Origin of the sequence: Trinickia sp. (assembly GCF_051954495.1) — a bacterium.
Classification (GTDB): domain Bacteria; phylum Pseudomonadota; class Gammaproteobacteria; order Burkholderiales; family Burkholderiaceae; genus Trinickia.
On record NZ_JBQCHR010000052.1, the window covers coordinates 14,643 to 32,389 of the forward strand.

The 17,747-nt window shown below is 64.5% G+C and carries 13 protein-coding genes; 5 read left to right on the forward strand and 8 right to left on the reverse strand.

All coding sequences use genetic code 11. The features are described from left to right. Positions 1-36: 36 nt before the first annotated feature. The 3 genes from ACTHNR_RS08220 to ACTHNR_RS08230 form a co-directional block, all read right to left on the reverse strand. Complete coding sequence (locus ACTHNR_RS08220; RefSeq protein WP_440547082.1) at positions 37-495, reverse strand: Lrp/AsnC family transcriptional regulator; 459 nt, start codon at positions 493-495, stop codon at positions 37-39. Between the two features lie 224 nt (positions 496-719). Further along, positions 720-1,367: an NAD(P)-dependent oxidoreductase gene (locus tag ACTHNR_RS08225; RefSeq protein ID WP_440547083.1), complete on the reverse strand. Its 648-nt coding sequence runs from the start codon at positions 1,365-1,367 to the stop codon at positions 720-722. 156 nt (positions 1,368-1,523) lie between these two features. Further along, on the reverse strand, positions 1,524-1,976 hold the full coding sequence (locus ACTHNR_RS08230) for an Rrf2 family transcriptional regulator (RefSeq protein ID WP_440547084.1): 453 nt from the start codon (positions 1,974-1,976) through the stop codon (positions 1,524-1,526). Positions 1,977-2,216: 240 nt separating this feature from the next. On the opposite strand from ACTHNR_RS08230, the gene ACTHNR_RS08235 reads away from it, so the two are divergent. Next, positions 2,217-2,798 (forward strand): DJ-1/PfpI family protein, encoded by a 582-nt coding sequence (locus ACTHNR_RS08235; RefSeq protein ID WP_440547085.1) that lies wholly within the window; start codon positions 2,217-2,219, stop codon positions 2,796-2,798. Between the two features lie 2 nt (positions 2,799-2,800). On the opposite strand, the gene ACTHNR_RS08240 is transcribed toward ACTHNR_RS08235, so the two are convergent. The 5 genes from ACTHNR_RS08240 to ACTHNR_RS08260 form a co-directional block, all read right to left on the reverse strand. Beyond that, positions 2,801-4,444: a response regulator gene (locus tag ACTHNR_RS08240; protein ID WP_440547086.1), complete on the reverse strand. Its 1,644-nt coding sequence runs from the start codon at positions 4,442-4,444 to the stop codon at positions 2,801-2,803. Then, positions 4,441-4,932: a response regulator gene (locus tag ACTHNR_RS08245; protein ID WP_440547087.1), complete on the reverse strand. Its 492-nt coding sequence runs from the start codon at positions 4,930-4,932 to the stop codon at positions 4,441-4,443. Before ACTHNR_RS08245 ends, ACTHNR_RS08240 begins: the two co-directional genes overlap by 4 nt. Before the next feature lie 19 nt (positions 4,933-4,951). Next, on the reverse strand, positions 4,952-6,553 hold the full coding sequence (locus tag ACTHNR_RS08250) for a sensor histidine kinase (protein WP_440547088.1): 1,602 nt from the start codon (positions 6,551-6,553) through the stop codon (positions 4,952-4,954). A gap of 90 nt (positions 6,554-6,643) precedes the next feature. Then, a complete protein-coding gene (locus ACTHNR_RS08255) occupies positions 6,644-7,405 on the reverse strand; it encodes an ABC transporter permease (protein ID WP_440547089.1) in 762 nt (253 codons plus the stop codon). Beyond that, complete coding sequence (locus ACTHNR_RS08260; protein WP_440547090.1) at positions 7,402-8,337, reverse strand: ABC transporter ATP-binding protein; 936 nt, start codon at positions 8,335-8,337, stop codon at positions 7,402-7,404. The genes ACTHNR_RS08255 and ACTHNR_RS08260 overlap by 4 nt, the downstream gene beginning before the upstream one ends. A 475-nt stretch (positions 8,338-8,812) precedes the next feature. Between ACTHNR_RS08260 and ACTHNR_RS08265 the strand changes: the two genes are divergently transcribed. The 4 genes from ACTHNR_RS08265 to ACTHNR_RS08280 all read left to right on the forward strand — a co-directional run bounded on the left by ACTHNR_RS08265 (position 8,813) and on the right by ACTHNR_RS08280 (position 17,706). Further along, the gene (locus ACTHNR_RS08265) at positions 8,813-9,649 is read left to right on the forward strand and encodes an IclR family transcriptional regulator (protein ID WP_440547091.1); all 837 of its coding nucleotides are present in this window, start codon (positions 8,813-8,815) and stop codon (positions 9,647-9,649) included. A 223-nt stretch (positions 9,650-9,872) separates the two neighbouring features. After that, entirely contained in the window at positions 9,873-11,246 is a 1,374-nt protein-coding gene (locus ACTHNR_RS08270; protein ID WP_440547092.1) for an MdtA/MuxA family multidrug efflux RND transporter periplasmic adaptor subunit, read from the forward strand. Positions 11,247-11,264: 18 nt separating this feature from the next. Beyond that, a complete protein-coding gene (locus ACTHNR_RS08275) occupies positions 11,265-14,408 on the forward strand; it encodes an MdtB/MuxB family multidrug efflux RND transporter permease subunit (protein WP_440547093.1) in 3,144 nt (1,047 codons plus the stop codon). 4 nt (positions 14,409-14,412) lie between these two features. Beyond that, complete coding sequence (locus tag ACTHNR_RS08280) at positions 14,413-17,706, forward strand: efflux RND transporter permease subunit (protein WP_440547094.1); 3,294 nt, start codon at positions 14,413-14,415, stop codon at positions 17,704-17,706. Positions 17,707-17,747: the final 41 nt, after the last annotated feature.

A 17,747-nucleotide genomic window follows, 5' to 3' on the forward strand; every position in this document is an offset into this window, starting at 1 on the left:
CTACGCGCATCGGGCGCGACGCCCCCACGCCTCGCGTCACCGCACCGGCAGCGCCGTCGAATACTTGATCTGCTCCATCGCGAAGCTTGAACTGACGTCGTACAGCGGCACCGCGCGAATCAACTGCTTGTAGACGCGATCGTAGTCATCGATGTCGGAGGCGACGATCCGCAGCAGATAGTCGGTTTCGCCGCTCATCCGGTACGCTTCGACCACCTCCGGAATGTCGCGTATGGCCTGCACGAAATTCACCGCCCATTCCTCCGTATGCTGGTTCGTGCGCACGGCGACGAACACCGTCGTGCCCACCCCGAGCTTGCGCGCATCGCACAGCGCCACCTGCGCGCGGATGACCCCTTCTTCCTTGAGCCGTTGCAGCCGCTTCCAGCAGGGCGTCTGCGAGAGGTTGACGCGGCTCGCGAGTTCGGCGATCGGCAGCGTCGCATCGGCCTGAAGCAGCTCCACGAGCTTTCGATCGATAGCATCCATTCCCATGTCGATCTCCTGAGAGAAATTTATTCTAAATTTAGGCGAGATCGGGAAATTATAGGGAAACCGCTCCGACAGATAAAACGATAAAAATCGGCGGTGCGCCTAACCGGATGAGCGTCTTCCTCGCTCATCGCTCGCCGCGCGAGGCACGCGCGGCGCTGCGTGTGCGAGCAGGCCCGAGCGCCATGCCGGCGCCCGCGCCGTCCGTGCGCTTGCAGCCGTCCGTGTCAGTACGCGACGGTCGCGATGCGCCGCACGAAGCGCCCTGCCTCGATCTCGTCGACGAACGCCATCGCGTAATCTTCAGCGGATATTTTGCTGTCGCCGTTGGCATCGACGATGAGGGTGTCCGAACCCGTGCGGAAGGCGCCGGTTTTCGTGCCTGGCGCGATGAGGGCAGCCGGGGCGAAGAACGTCCAGTCCACGTCCGTCACCGTCCGATAGAACGACAGCGCTTCGCGATGTGCGAGCGCGACGGCCTTGTAGGCGTCCGGAAACCCTTCCGTATCGACCAATTGCTTGCCCGGCGCCACTTCGAGCGAGCCGGCGCCGCCCACCGCCACGAGCCGCTTCACGCCAGCCGTGCGTGACAACGCGACGAGCGCGCGCGTGGCCTCGATGACTTTCAACGGTTCGTCGCGCGGCGGCGCATACGCGCTTGCAATGACATCGAAGCCCTCGATTCGGCCCGCGCTCGCGGCCGTGTCGAACACGTCGCCGGCGACGACGGTCAACCCCGGCAATCCGTCGATGGAGCGAGGATGACGGGCGAGGGCCGTTACCTCGTGCCCGCGCGCCAGCGCTTGCGCGGCGATACGCGACCCGATCATGCCCGTTGCGCCGAAAAGCGCGATCTTCAAACGTTGCTGCTGCATGGCATTGCTCCTGTTGTCGATGATGCGAACGATTGGATATGTAACTACTTCACTTACATTTAAGCGCCGAAAAAAGAGAGGCTATGCCCCTCGCTTTCCACTGCGCTCCGTTGCGGCACCATGGGATGCTCGCAACAAGACCGCTACACCTTCCCCCTACTTTCCCTTGCGCCGCGCCTCGGCCGCATTTTCGGCTTCGATCACGCCCGCCGTCACGTCGGCTAGCGTTCGTGCGCCGAGCGAGGCCTCCATGGCCCGCTGCGCATCGTCGACGATACCGACGAGCACCTGCTGAATGTGCCGGCCGACGAGGCAATCGGGGTTCGGCGCGTCGCGGTGAAGCCCGAACAACTGAGCCTCGTCGACGGCGCGATAGACGTCCACGAGCTTGATGGCGCCGGGCGCGCGGGCAAGCAGCGCGCCGCCGCCCGCACCGAGCTGCGAAGTGGTCAGTCCCGCCTGCGCCAGCATCGACAGCAGCCGGCGAATCAATGCCGGATTCGTGTTGACGCTGCCCGCGATGATCTCCGACGACAACGGCTCGCCTTGCTGCAGCGATAGCAGCGCCAAGATATGGACCGCGTAGGCGAAGCGACTGCTGGTGTTCATCGATAGAGCGCGCGGATCCCGCGGCGAAGGGTGACCAAAACTGTAACCATCATAATTACATTTATACGAGTACGCAAGCGCCGATACACGGTTGCTTTCCTGCCTGTCGGCGCTTTCGTCATGCCCCATCGACCGCTTTCGATTGCATCGCCTGTCATCGCCAAGGAGTACACTGCCCCTTCGCCACGAGTCTATTGCCGCACATCCACGTTGGTCCCCTCACACGAGAAGGAGAAGATCATGGCCGCGAAAAAGATTCTGTTTCTGACGGGCGATTTCGCCGAGGATTACGAAACGATGGTGCCGTTTCAGGCGCTGCAGGCGGTCGGGCATACGGTGGACGCCGTGTGTCCGGGCAAGCGGGCCGGGCAGAAGATCAAAACCGCGATCCACGACTTCGAGGGCGATCAGACCTACACCGAAAAGCCGGGCCACCAATTCGCGTTGAACGCGACTTTCGACGAAGTGGATGCGGCGAGCTACGATGCGCTCGCCATTGCCGGCGGGCGGGCGCCCGAGTATTTACGCCTCGACCCGAAGGTCATCGAACTCGTGCGCCATTTCGCGCGGAGCAACAAACCGATTGCGGCCATCTGCCATGCCGCGCAGCTGCTCGCGGCCGCCGACGTGATTCGCGGCAAGCGTATTTCGTCGTATCCGGCATGTTCGCCCGAGGTGCGGCTTGCCGGCGGCGAGTACGCCGATATTCCGGTCGACGCGGCGGTGACCGACGCGCCGTTCGTCACCGCGCCCGCCTGGCCCGCGCACCCCGAGTGGCTGCGCCAGTTCCTCGTCCTGCTCGGCACCCGCATCGAGCTTTAATGTCAGCTGGGCGCCGCCCCGGCGAACGCCGTCGTGCGCCCCGCCAGCGCGGCCACGACGACGACGAGCTCCAGCGGATCGATGGGCTTGGCCAAATGCGTCTGAAAACCGGCGAGCAGCGCCCGGCGCCGGTCTTCGCTGCGCGCGAACGCCGTCAGCGCGGCCGCGGGCGTGGTCCTCCCACGTTGCGCCTCCGACATCCGCAAGCGTCGAATGAATTCGTAGCCGTCCACGCCCGGCAGGCCGATATCGCTGACGATCACGTCAGGCGCCTCGATCGCGCAAGCGTTCAACGCCTCGAGCGCGGAGCCGAATACCAGGGTCGTTGCACCGCGCTCCTGCAACACGCGCTCGACGAGTTCTCTTGCATCGGGTTCGTCCTCGAGCACGAGCACGCGCAAGCCCGCAAGCTCGGGCGGCGCATCGAGCGCGAGGGTTTCGCCGTCTCGCTCGCGCGCGAGTTCCGCGCCCGTCGCCGGCAGCGTCACGACGAACGTCGCGCCGCACCCTACCCCGCCGCTGCGGGCGGCGATGTGCCCGCCGTGCAGTTCGACGAGCTGCCGCGCGATCGACAAGCCGAGCCCCAACCCGCCGTGTTGACGCGCAATGCCCGCGTCTTCCTGGCAAAAGCGCTCGAATACGTGGGGCAAGAACTCGGGCGTGATGCCCTGCCCGTTGTCGACGACCGCCAGCTCGACTTCGCCCCCTGCGCGCCGGAGCGCGACTTCGACTAGGCCGCCCTTGCCCGTGAACTTGACGGCGTTGGACAGCAGGTTCCAGACGATCTGCTGCAGGCGCGACGCGTCGCCCAGCACGGCGCCCGCCGCATCGAGCGACGAAACGATCCGAATATCCTTTGCCTGCGCGGCCGGCTCGACCGAGCGAATGACGTACTCGACGATGTCCGCCAGGTCCACGCGCTCGGTGTCGAGCCGCAGCTTGCCTGCGAGGATGCGGGAAAAATCGAGCAAGTCATCGACCATGCGCGCCTGGGCGCGCGCGTTGCGATCGATGACGTCGAGCCCCTTGCGCAACGATTCCGACACGCTCCCGTCGCGCAGCAAGAACTGCGTCCAGCCGACGATCGCATTGAGCGGCGTGCGCAGTTCGTGCGATAACGTCGCGACGAATTCGTCCTTCATGCGCGAGGCGCGTTCGGCCTCGGCGCGCGCCGCGCGTTCGGCGGCCAACAGCGCTTCGCGTTCCTCGGCCAACGCACGGAAATGCGCCTCGCGCTCCTGCGAGCGCTGCGCCAACGCCAATTCCCGCTCGATGCGCCGTTCGCGCAACACGCGCTCGATCGCCTCGGGCAGATAATCGAGGTACCCCTCGCTCTTCGGAACGACGTCGGCCACCCCGGAGCGCAGCGCTTCGATCACGCGCGCTTCGTCCGCGAACCCCGTGCACAGGATGGCCGGCAACACGAGCCCTTGGGAGCGCAGCGCGCGCAAAAAATCGAGTCCTGTCTCGACCGAGCCGAGCGCGTAGTCGACGACGATGACATCGGGCAGCGCGGCATCGATCGTCTGGCGCGCCAGCGCGGTGCTCGATGCCGTGCTGACGCGGTAGCCGGCTCGGGCGAGCGAGCGCGACGCAAGCCGCAGCAGCCCCTCGTCGTCGTCGACGAACAGCGCATGCGCGCTCATCTAGCGCCCGCGGGCAGCTTCACCACCTGTAAGAAGAAGCCGAGGCGACGCACCGCCTCGATGAACGCGTCGTACTCGACCGGTTTGGTGACGTAGACGTTGCAGCCGAGTTCGTAGCAGCGCTCGATCTCGCGCGGATCGTCGGTCGTCGTCAGCACGATGACCGGCAGCGACGCCGTGCGCCGGTCGGCCTTGAGCCGCCGCAGCACCTCCAGCCCGTCGATGCGCGGCATCTTCAAGTCGAGCAGGATCACCGACGGCGGCAACTCTTCGCGCGCGGCCGCCGATGAATCGCTGAAAAAATAGTCGAGCGCTTCCTGGCCGTCGGAGAAACGCGTGAAGCCGTTGGTCAGGCCCGCGCGCCGCAAGTTGCGCTCGATCAGCGTGGCGTGACCGTCGTCGTCTTCGATCAAAACGATGCTGACCGATTGCCCCGGCGCCGGATGGCTCGTGCCGGGCTGCCCCGTGGGGCCTACTGGGTTGTTCATACGGTACTTCCTCGTTTCCTTATGCGGCGACGACCTGCTTGGCCGCCTCCGGTAGCGATAGATAGAACGTCGTGCCTTCGCCTTCCGTCGATTCCGCCCAAACACGGCCGCCGTGACGCTCGACCATGCGGCGCACGAGCGCGAGCCCGATGCCCTCGCCGGCGGCGATGTTACCGTGCAGCCGCTGGAAGGCGTTGAACAGTCGAGGCATCGCGCCGGCCGGGATCCCTAGGCCATTGTCCTTCACGTAGAAGATGCGCAGCGAGCGCACGCCGGGCGGCGCGGGCAGTGCCGCGATCTCGATGCGCCCGGGCCGGTCGGGATCGAGATAGTTGATTGCATTGCCGATCAGATTGGCGAAAATCTGTTCCAGCGCGGTGGGATCGCCCCAGACCGGCGGGAGTTCCTCGACGACGATTTGTGCGTGGCAGGCACGAATGGACGCCTGCATCGCATCGAGTACGTGGCGCACCACCGAGGCCACATCCACTTCCTGGCGCCGATATTCGACCCGCCCCACGCGCGAGAGGCGCAGCAGCGAATCGATGATGTGCGCGGCGCGCAGCACCGCGCTTTGCAAGTAGCGCAGCGCCTCGCCGATATCCTCGTCGATGAGGCGTTCGATGCGCTCTCTCTCGGCCGGCGCGAGCGAGGACGTGCGCACCGCGGCGCGCAGATCGTCGCACGAGTGCGTGAGTTCCTTCGAAAAGCCTTGCAAGTTGACAAGCGGCGCGCGCAAATCGTGCGACACGCTGTAGATGAACATCTCGTTTTCCTGCGTCTGCTGATGCAGCGTTTCGTTGGTCCGCGCGAGTTCGTCCGCGCGACGCGCGAGATCGCTCTGAAAACGGGCGGCCAACCGCTCCGATTCGAGCAGGCGGCGGCTCGTGTCGTGCAGGATCTCGTCGAGTTCGGCGATTTCGTCGTTGCCCGCGGACGGCGGGCCGAGCGGTGCGCTTTCGGCCAGGCGCTCGGCGTTATCGGACAGTCGCGCCAGCCTGCCGCGCAGCCCCCGCGTGAACAGGAATACGGCGAGCGCCGTCATGACGAGCGCGCCGACGACGACGGCCGCCGTCAGCTGCTGCTGTTGCGCGAGCGCGTCGGCCGCCTGCACCGAACGCACCGCGTCCATGCGCAACTCTTCGCTTTGGAACGCGGCAAGCTGCGCACGGAAGCGATCGAGCACGTCGACGTTGGCTTGATTGCGGAAACGATCGAGCACGTCCTCGCGCCGCCCCGTGCGCATCAGGTCCTGCACGCGGTCGGACCATTGGCGATAGGCCTGCACGGTTTGGCGAATCTGCGCCGCTCGCTCGACCTGCACGGGGTTGTCCGCCACGAGATCGACGAGGCGATCGATGCGGCGATCGAGATCGATCCAAAGCGTGATGGGGGTGGCCGACACGCGCTCGCTCTTGAGCACGGCGCCGCGCATGCGCACCGACTCTATCAGCACGGGTTCGAGAATCGCGCTCGTTTGCCGCAAGACGTCCTTGCTGTGCAGCGACCATTGCTCGGCCTGCTCGGCGTCGTTTTGCGCTTTCATGAGCCCTGAAAGCAGCGCGACTTCGACCAAGGTCGGAATCGCGATCAGCAGCAGCCCTTTGGTCGTCAGTCTCATGCGCGGTCGAAACGGTTCGAATGGCCCGGCCGGTCGAGCGCCGGCGATTGACGCATTATGTCGACGTTTTATGAGAATGACAAAGCGTCGTTAATTCTTGAGCCGGTATCCCGTTTTGAATATCCAGGCGACGATGCCCGTGAAAATCGCCAGAAAAACGGCGGTCATGGCAAGGCTCACGCCGACATGCACGTCGGCGATCCCATAAAAGCTCCATCGGAAGCCGCTGATGAGATAAACGACCGGGTTGGCCAGCGCGATCGTGCGCCAAAAAGGCGGCAGGATGCCGATCGAATAGAAGCTCCCGCCCAGGAAGGTGAGCGGCGTCACGATAAGCAGTGGAATGACCTGCAGTTTTTCGAAGCCGTCCGCCCAAATTCCGATCACGAATCCGAACAGGCTGAACGTGACCGAGGTCAGCACGAGAAACAGCACCATCCAGAGCGGATGCTCGATGCGCAGCGGCACGAAACAGGCGGCCGTCGCCATGATGATCAGCCCGAGCATGATCGACTTGGTCGCGGCCGCGCCGACAAAGCTCAATACGAGTTCGAAATACGACACGGGCGCCGTCAGCAGTTCATAAATGGTGCCTGTGAACTTGGGAAAATAAATCCCGAACGACGCGTTGCTGATGCTTTGCGTGAGCAGCGAGAGCATGACGAGCCCCGGCACGATGAATGCGCCGTAGCTGATTCCGTCGATCTCGCGGATGCGCGAGCCGATCGCCGCGCCGAACACGACAAAATAAAGCGACGTCGAAATGACTGGGGAGATGACGCTTTGCATCAGCGTGCGCCAGGTGCGCGCCATTTCGAAGCGGTAGATTGCGCGCATCGCGTGGAAGTTCATGAGCGCTCCTTATCCTTGACTAGGTCGACGAAGATGTCCTCGAGCGAGCTTTGCTTGGTCTGCAGATCCTTGAACCGAACCTCGGCGTCTTCGAGATCCTTGAGCAGCGTGACGATGCCGGCGCGCTCGGACTGCGTGTCGTCGTAGGTGTAGGTCAGCGACCCGCCGTCGGCCGACAGCTCCAGCCGGTAGCCGGCCAAGTTTTCCGGCATCCGCGCGAGCGGCGTTTCCAGATGCAATGTCAGCTGCTTTTTGCCGAGTTTGCGCAGTAATTGGGTTTTTTCCTCGACGAGAACGATTTCACCGCGATTGATGATGCCGATCCGATCGGCCATCTCCTCCGCTTCGTCGATGTAGTGCGTCGTGAGAATGATCGTCACTCCCGTTTCCTTGAGCGTGCGCATGAGCTGCCACATGTCGCGCCGCAACTCGACGTCGACGCCCGCCGTCGGCTCGTCGAGAAACAGGACTGCCGGTTCGTGCGACAGCGCTTTGGCGATGAGCACGCGCCGCTTCATGCCGCCCGAGAGCGTCATGATGGCGTTGTTGCGCTTGTCCCATAGCGAAAGGGCGCGCAGCACCTTTTCCAGGTGAGCGGGGTCGGGCGATTTGCCGAACAGGCCGCGCGTGAACGAGACCGTCGCCCAGACCGTTTCGAAGGCGTTCGTCGTCAGTTCCTGCGGCACGAGGCCGATCATCGACCGCGCGCGGCGGTAATCCTTGACGATGTCGTGCCCATCGACGCGCACCTCGCCTTCCGTCGGTTTGACGATGCCGCATACCGTGCCGATCAGCGTGGTCTTGCCCGCGCCGTTCGGGCCCAGCAGCGCGAAGATCTCGCCGCGCCGAATATCGAGATTCACGTGCTTGAGGGCGCGGAAGCCGGAGGCGTAAGTTTTAGAAAGATTCGAGATGGAAAGGATCGTTTGCATGAATGAGGGTGCATCGACCGTGAAGCGTTGGGGGTGGACGATAGCAGAAGCCCGCGCGCCGTGCTGCGGACTCACGCGAAGCGCATCGGAAAGGGAGTGAAGCAAGGGAACAAAGGCGCGCAGCGAAAAAAAAAGGCGCCACGTTGCCGTGGCGCCTTAAAGAAGTTCTAGCCATTCCGAGGGCCGTGCTAGAACCTGAGAGACGGTATTTCGAAACTGAGATCTCTGTCGGGGTAATCCGCCAGACCGAGCCTCGCATCGCTCCCGATGCGCCGTTCCGAAATCAGATTCCATTCTTTCCCTTTCCACTGACGAAGTCAAGATAATTTTTTCCGAAAACCTGACAGGCTCCCCAAAACCGGAAACGATTTCATCTTGCGGAATGAGTAATTATTACCGAACTGCGGATCCGGCCCGCTTAGCGTAGACTGCCTTAACCGTCATACTTGAAATCGAATTCCAAAAAAACGTCATCGTGCCGACATCATCACGCCCCCTCGCCCGTCCTCGGGCAAGCAAGACGAAGGAAGGTTCCGGCGATGAGATCATCGCGCTCTCGCGCGGCTTGACGTTGCTGCGCCGCGTCGCGTCCGCCGATGCGCCGATCAGCAACCGCGAACTAGCCGAACTCACGGGCATCCCTCGGCCCACTGTCTCGCGCATCACCGCCACGCTCGTCGCCGCCGGCTTTCTCTTTCAATTGCCTGACAGCGAGCGCTTCGTGCTCACGGCGTCCGTGTTGGAGCTCAGCAACGGTTTCCTGCGCAACTTCGACATTCGCGCCCGCGCTCGGCCGTTTTTGATCGAGCTGGCCGAGCGAACGTCCCTGTCCGTTCACCTCGGTGCGCGCGATCGGCTCGATATGGTCGTGATCGATGCCATCCGGCCGCGCTCGGCCATCCTCGTCTCGCGCCTCGAGGTCGGCTCGCGCATGGATCTCACCCGTACGGCCGTAGGCCGCGCCTACTTGGCCGTGCTGGCCGAGCCCGAGCGCGCCGCGTTGATGGCCGCGCTGGAAGTGGCCTCGGGAGACGACTGGCCGCACGTCCACGCCAGACTCGCGGCCTCGCTCGAAGAGTCGCGCACGCTCGGCTATACGATCGCGGCCGGCGAATGGTATTCGGGTCTCAACGCGATCGCGGCGGGTTTCGTCGGGCCGTCGGGCGAGCGCTACGCGATCAATTGCGGCGGCGCCGCGCATCTGTGCCCGCGCGAATGGCTCGTCGAGCATGCCGCGCCGGCGCTCACCGCATGCATCGAGCGCATCGTTCGCGAGATCGGCGGCGCGCCGCGCCAGCGCATGGACGGCTAAGCGCTCGCCAGCCCGAATTCTGTAACGTCCGTAAGAAACAGAAAGATCGAATACTGGACTGGCCGCGATCGCACGACGTAGCATCATGCATCGACGCGCCCCGGCGGACAGCCGCGGCTGCGCCGGGCACACCGTGCACTGCTCGCCGTGCACGCTCCCGCCACGGCGCCTCGCCGCGCGCCGCCCCACCCCACGCCGCCTTGGCATTGCCGCTTAAATATCAATGGCCGAACAAGAACACCGCCCGCCCTCGCACGAAAGCGGCACGCCCGCTCCCCCATCGGACGATCGAACGGGCTCTCCCGCTCAGCAGCCCACCCCCGCCCGCACCGGACGCCGCGCCGCCATCGTCGTCGGGATCGTCGTCGCGCTTGCCGCCTTGCTCTGGTGGCGCCCATGGAGCCGTACGAGCCCGAGCGGCTCGGGCCCGGCCGCCACCGCCCACCACGCGGGCGGCCGCCGCGGCGCGATGGGGGACATGCCTCAGCCTGTGCACGTGGCGACCGCGACCACGGGCGAGATGCCGATCGTATTGACCGCGCTCGGCACGGTCACGCCGCTTGCCACGGTCACCGTCAAGACCCAGCTCTCGGGGACGCTGCAAAGCGTTGCCTTCCGCGAAGGCCAGGTCGTGAAGGCCGGCGATCTGCTCGCGCAGATCGACCCGCGGCCCTATCAAATCTCGCTAGAAAACGCGCAAGGCGCCCTCGCCAAGGACACCGCGCTCCTGCAGACGGCCCAGCTCGATCTGAAACGCTATCAAGCGCTGCTCGCGCAGGATTCGATCGCGCGCCAGCAGGTGGACACGCAAGCCTCGCTCGTCAAGCAGTACGAAGGCCAGGTGCAGTCCGATCGCGCGAACGTCGACACCTACAAGCTCGATCTCGTCTACGCCCGCATTACTGCCCCCGTCTCCGGGCGGGTCGGCCTGCGCCAAGTCGATCCGGGCAACTACGTGACGCCCTCGGACACGAACGGCATCGTCGTCATCACGCAGTTGCAGCCGATCAGCGTCGTCTTCACCACCTCCGAAGACAACTTGCCCGCCATCCTCACGCGCATGCACGCGGGCGCCAAGCTGTCGACGACGGCTTACGATCGCAACAACACCGTCGTGCTCGAGACGGGCTATCTGGACACGATCGACAACCAGATCGACACGGCCACCGGCACGGTCAAGCTGCGCGCGATGTTCCCCAATACCGGCCAGATGCTGTTCCCGAATCAGTTCGTCAACGCGCGCCTCTTGATCGATACGCTGCGCGATGCCGTCATCGTGCCGAGTTCCGCCGTGCTCACCGGGGCGAACGGCCCATTCGTCTATGTCGTCAAACCCGACAGCACCGTGACTGTCCGCCAAGTCAAGGTCGGGCCTGTCGACGGCGAGCGTACGAGCATCGCATCGGGGCTAGCGGCCGGCGAACGTGTCGTGACGGACGGCTCCGACCGCCTGCGCGAAGGCTCCAAAATCACGGCCGCCTCGAGCCCCGAGGCGGCCGCCGCGCACGCCGGCTCGGCTGCGCATGCGACGGGGGCATCGGGCGCACACGGCGCTCACCGCCGTAGAAGCGCGGCTAGCGGCGCGCAAGCCCAGTAACGGCAAGCCAGCGTTCGCATGAATCCGTCCCGCGCCTTTATTCTTCGCCCCGTCGGCACGGCCTTGCTGATGGCGGCCATCATGCTCGTCGGCCTCGTCGCGCTTCGTTTCTTGCCGATCTCGGCCCTACCCGAAGTCGACTATCCGACGATCCAAGTCCAAACGTTCTACCCGGGCGCCAGCCCCGAGGTCATGACCTCGGCGGTGACCGCGCCGCTCGAGCGTCAATTCGGGCAGATGCCCTCGCTCAATCAGATGGCGTCGCAAAGCTCGGCGGGCGCCTCGGTCATCACGCTGCAGTTCAGCCTTGATTTGCCCCTGGACATCGCCGAGCAGGAGGTTCAGGCCGCGATCAACGCCGCCGGCAACCTGCTGCCCGCCGATCTGCCCGCACCGCCGATCTACGCCAAGGTCAATCCGGCCGATGCGCCGATCCTGACGCTGGCCATCACGTCGAAAACCACACCGCTCACCGAGATCGAGGACCTCGCCGATACGCGGCTCGCGCAAAAGATTTCGCAGGTGGCCGGCGTCGGCCTCGTCAGCATCAGCGGGGGCCAGCGTCCTGCGGTGCGCATTCAGGCCAATCCGCTCGCGCTCGCGTCGTACGGCTTGAACCTCGATGACTTGCGCACGACGGTGTCGAACTTGAACGTGAATACGCCGAAGGGCAACTTCGACGGGCCGACGCGCAATTTCACGATCAACGCCAACGATCAGCTCACCGATGCAAGCGCTTACCAAAGCGCCATCGTCGCGTACAAGAACGGGCGCCCTGTCATGCTCACCGACGTCGCGAAAATCGTCGACGGCGCGGAAAATACCAAGCTCGGCGCATGGGTCGGCACGGGCGCCGCGGTCGAGCCCGCGATTTTGCTCAACATCCAGCGCCAGCCCGGTGCGAACGTGATTCAGGTCGTCGATAACGTTAAGGCGCTGCTGCCGCAGCTGCAGGCGTCGATGCCGGCTTCGGTCGACGTCTCGGTCATCACCGATCGCACCACGACGATCCGCGCATCGGTGCGCGACGTGCAGTTCGAACTCGCCATGTCGGTCGTGCTCGTCGTGCTCGTCATGTACTTGTTCCTCGCCAACATTTACGCCACGATCATCCCGAGCTTGTCGGTACCGCTTTCGCTGATCGGCACGCTTGCCGTGATGTACTTGTGCGGATTCTCGCTCGACAATCTGTCGCTGATGGCGCTGACGATCGCGACAGGCTTCGTCGTCGACGACGCCATCGTCATGATCGAGAACATCGCGCGCTACGTGGAAGAGGGCGACACCGCCCTCGAGGCGGCGCTCAAGGGCTCCAGGCAGATCGGTTTCACGATCATCTCGCTGACGGTCTCGCTGATCGCCGTGCTCATTCCGCTGCTGTTCATGGGCGACGTGGTGGGCCGGCTCTTTCATGAATTCGCGATCACGCTGGCTGTGACCATCGTCATCTCCGCCGTGGTCTCGCTGACGCTCGTGCCGATGATGTGCGCGAAACTCCTGCGCCATACGCCCCCGCCCGAAAGCCATCGTTTCGAGGCCAAGGCGCACGCCGCCATCGATGCGGTGATCGATCGCTATGCGGTCGCGCTGCGCTGGGTGCTTGCCCGCGAGCGCGCGACGCTCGTGGTCGCGTTACTGACGCTCGCGCTGACCGCCTTGCTTTATGTCCTCATTCCGAAGGGCTTTTTCCCCGTGCAGGATACGGGCGTCATACAGGCGATCACGCAGGCGCCGCAGTCCATTTCGTACGGCGCGATGGCCGAGCGCCAAGAGACGCTCGCCAATGCGATCCTCAAGGATCCGAACGTGGAGAGCCTGACCTCGTTCATCGGCGTGGACGGCGCGAACATCACGCTCAACAGCGGGCGCATGCTGATCAACCTCAAGCCGCATAGCGCGCGTTCGAAAAGCGCGACCGAGATCATTCGCGATATCGAACGCGAAACGGCGAATGTCGCGGGCATCTCGCTCTATCTGCAGAGCGTGCAGGATCTGACGATCGACTCGACGGTCAGCCCCACGCAATACCAGTTCATGCTGACCGATCCGAACCCCGACGAGTTCGCGGCCTGGGTGCCCAAGCTCGTGGATCGACTCAAGGCCGCGCCGGAGCTGGCCGATATCGCCACCGATCTGCAGCAAAACGGCCAGTCGGTTTACGTGCAGATCGATCGCGCGACGGCAGCGCGTTTCGGCATCACGCCCGCCACGATCGACAACGCGCTGTACGATGCGTTCGGCCAGCGCATCGTATCGACGATCTTCACGCAGTCGAACCAGTATCGCGTGATCCTCGAAGGAGACCCGAAACTGCAGCATTACACCGATGCGCTCAAAGCGATCTACTTGCCGTCGTCGCAAGGCTCGGGGCAGCAAGTGCCGCTTTCCTCGATCGCGACATTCATCGAGCGGCCCGCACCGCTGCTCGTCACGCACTTGGGCCAGTTCCCGGCGACGACCGTGTCGTTCAACCTAGCACCGGGGGCCTCGCTCGGCGCGGCGGTGAAGGCGATCGACGAGGCCGAGCGGGACATCGCACTGCCCGCGTCGTTCCAGACGCGATTCCAAGGCGCGGCCCTCGCCTTCCAGGCGTCGCTGCAAAACGAGCTGTTCTTGATCCTCGCGGCCATCGTGACGATGTACATCGTGCTCGGCGTGCTCTACGAGAGCTTCATCCACCCGATCACGATCCTTTCGACGCTGCCTTCGGCCGGTGTGGGCGCGTTGCTCGCGCTGATGATCTCGGGGCACGACCTCGACATCATCGGCATCATCGGCATCGTGCTCTTGATCGGCATCGTCAAGAAGAACGCCATCATGATGATCGACTTCGCGCTCGAGGCGGAGCGCGAGCAAGGCAAGAGCCCGCGGGAGGCGATCTATCAAGCGTGTCTGCTGCGTTTTCGGCCGATCCTGATGACGACGATGGCGGCGCTGCTCGGCGCGCTGCCGTTGATGCTCGGCACCGGCGTGGGCTCCGAACTGCGTCATCCCCTCGGCATCGCGATCGCGGGGGGGCTCGCCGTGAGCCAACTGCTGACGCTCTTTACGACGCCGGTCATTTACCTCGGCTTCGACTCGCTCGCGCGGCGCGTGCGAGCCCGGTTCGGTCACGACGGCCACGACGGCCGCGCATCGAGCGCGGGCGACGCGGGGGTCTAGCGCGATGAACCTTTCGCGCCCCTTCATCTCGCGCCCCGTCGCGACGACGCTGCTCGCGATCGGCGTGGCGCTCGCCGGCATCTTCGCCTTCGTGCGCTTGCCCGTCGCGCCGCTGCCGCAAGTCGACTTTCCGACGATCTCCGTCCAGGCTCAACTGCCCGGCGCGAGCCCCGAGACGGTGGCCACGAGCGTGGCGAGCCCGCTCGAGCGGCATCTCGGGCAAATCGCCGACGTGACCGAAATGACGTCGATGAGCGGGGTCGGCCAAACGCGCATCGTGCTGCAATTCGGCTTGAACCGCGACATCGACGGGGCGGCGCGCGACGTGCAAGCCGCCATCAACGCCGCGCGCGCCGACCTGCCCTCGAGCCTGCGCAGTAATCCGACTTATCACAAGGTCAACCCGGCCGATGCGCCGATTCTCGTCCTTTCGCTGACCTCCGACACGATGCGCCCCGGCCAGCTGTACGACGCGGCCTCGACCGTGCTGCAGCAAGCGCTTTCGCAAGTGCAAGGGGTCGGCGAGGTGGACGTAAGCGGCTCCGCCAATCCGGCCGTGCGCGTCGAACTCGAGCCGCAGGCGCTGTTCCATTACGGCATCGGTCTGGAAGACGTACGCGCGGCGCTTGCCGCGGCCAATGCGAACGCACCGAAAGGCGCGATCGAATTCGGCCCGCGGCGCATGCAGATCTATACGAACGACCAGGCGAAGGACGCATCGCAGTACAAGGATCTGATCATCGCCTACCGCAAAGGCGCGGCCGTCAAGCTTTCCGACGTCGCCCAGGTCGAGGATTCGGTCGAGGATCTGCGCAACCTCGGGCTCATGAACGGCAAGCGCTCGGTGCTCGTCATTCTGTACCGGCAGCCCGGCGCGAACATCGTCGCGACGATCGACCGTGTCATCGCGATGCTGCCGCAATTGAGGGCTTCGGTGCCTGCGGCCATCGACATCACGCCGGTCGCCGACCGCTCCACGACGATCCGCGCCTCGCTCAGGGATACCGAGCGCACGCTGATCGTCGCCGTTCTGCTCGTCGTCACGGTCGTGTTTCTGTTTCTGCGCAATTGGCGCGCGACGTTGATTCCGAGCGTGGCCGTGCCGATCTCGATCGTCGGCACGTTCGCGGCGATGTACCTGCTCAACTACTCGATCGACAATTTGTCGCTGATGGCGCTGATCGTGGCGACGGGCTTTGTCGTCGACGACGCGATCGTCGTGCTCGAGAACATCTCGCGCCATATCGAGGAAGGCGTGCCGCGTATGCGAGCGGCTTATCTCGGCGCGCGGGAAGTCGGCTTCACCGTCACGTCGATCAGCATTTCGCTCGTGGCGGTGTTTCTGCCGATTCTGCTGATGGGCGGCATCGTCGGGCGGCTCTTTCGCGAATTCGCGGTCACGCTTTCGCTCGCGATCGCCGTCTCGCTCGCCGTCTCGCTGACGGTCACGCCGATGATGTGCTCGCGCCTGCTGCTCGAACCCAAGGAGGCGCGCAAGGAAGGCCGCCTCGCGCGCAAGCTCGAGCGGGCCTTCGACCGGCTGCATGGCGGCTATGCGCGCTCGCTCGGGTGGGCGCTCTCGCACCCGCGTATCGTCATCGCGATCTTGTTCGCGACGATCGCATTGAACGTTTATCTTTACGTGGCGGTGCCCAAAGGCTTTTTCCCGCAGCAGGACACGGGGCGGCTCGTCGGCGGCATCCAGGCCGATCAAGCTACGTCGTTCCAAGCGATGAAGGTCAAGTTCTCGGAGATGATGGCGATCGTCAAGCGCAACCCGAACGTGACGAACGTGATAGGGTTCACGGGCGGACGGCAGACGAACTCGGGCTTCATGTTCGTCACGCTCAAGCCCAAGAGCGAGCGCAAGCTGTCGGCCGATCAAGTCATCGCGCAATTGCGCGGGCCGCTCGGCCATGTCGCTGGGGCGCAAACTTTCCTGCAGGCGGTGCAGGACATTCGCGTAGGCGGGCGGCAATCGAACGCGCAGTATCAATACACGTTGCTCGGCGATTCCAGCGCCGACGTGTACAAGTGGGCGCCGATACTTACAGAAGCGCTCAAACGCCGCCCCGAGCTGACCGACGTCAACTCCGATCAGCAGCAAGCGGGCCTCGAGTCGTTCGTGACGATCAACCGGCAAAGCGCGGCCCGCCTGAACATCAAACCCGCGCAGATCGACAACACGCTCTACGACGCATTCGGCCAGCGGCAAGTCTCGACGATCTACAACGCGCTCAATCAGTACCACGTCGTGATGGAAGTCGCGCCGCGCTATTGGCAGAGCCCGGAGATGCTCAATCAGATCTACGTGAGCACATCCGGCGGCAGCGCGAGCGGATCGCAATCGACGAACGCCGTGGCGGGCACGTTCGTGTCTCCGTCGACGAAGACCAGCGCGAGCGGCGCCAACGCGAGCGCGGCGGCCATCGCGGCCGACGCCGTGCGCAACTTGGCGACGAACTCGATCGCCGCGAGCGGTAAAACGAGCGCATCGGCGGGCTCGGCCGTGTCGACTTCGGTCGAAACGATGGTGCCCCTCTCGGCCATCGCGACGTTCGGCCCCGGCCGCACGCCGGTCTCGGTCAGTCATCAAGGCCCGTTCGTCGCGTCGACGATCTCGTTCAACCTCCCGGTCGGAAAATCGCTGTCCGACGCCACGCGCGCCATCAACGAAACGGCGGCCGAGATCGGCATGCCGGCGACGATACACGGTAGTTTTTCAGGGACGGCGCAGGCGTTCCAGAAGTCAACCTCGGATATGCCGCTGCTCATTCTCGCCGCGCTGGCCGCCGTCTACATCGTGCTCGGCATCCTTTACGAAAGCTACATCCACCCGGTCACGATTCTGTCGACGCTGCCCTCGGCCGGCGTCGGCGCCTTGCTCGCGCTGCTCTTGTTTCGCTCGGAATTCAGCATCATCGCGCTCATCGGCGTCATTCTCTTGATCGGCATCGTCAAAAAGAACGCGATCATGATGGTCGACTTCGCGATCGAGGCGTCGCGTCAGGGCATGTCCTCGTTCGACGCGATCCACCGGGCGTGTCTGCTGCGCTTTCGTCCGATCATGATGACGACGTGCGCCGCGCTGCTGGGCGCGCTGCCGCTCGCATTCGGGCACGGCGACGGGGCCGAACTGCGCTCGCCGCTCGGCATCTCGATCGTCGGCGGCCTGCTCGTGAGCCAGGTGCTGACCCTCTATACCACGCCGGTCGTCTACCTCTATATGGACCGGCTGCGGGTTTGGCGAGAAAAACGCAGAGCCGCCCCTCGCGCCAACCCGCGCGGCGCCGGGTAAGCCGCTGAAACATTTGTGACCGCGTCCGTTATGGCGTTCCG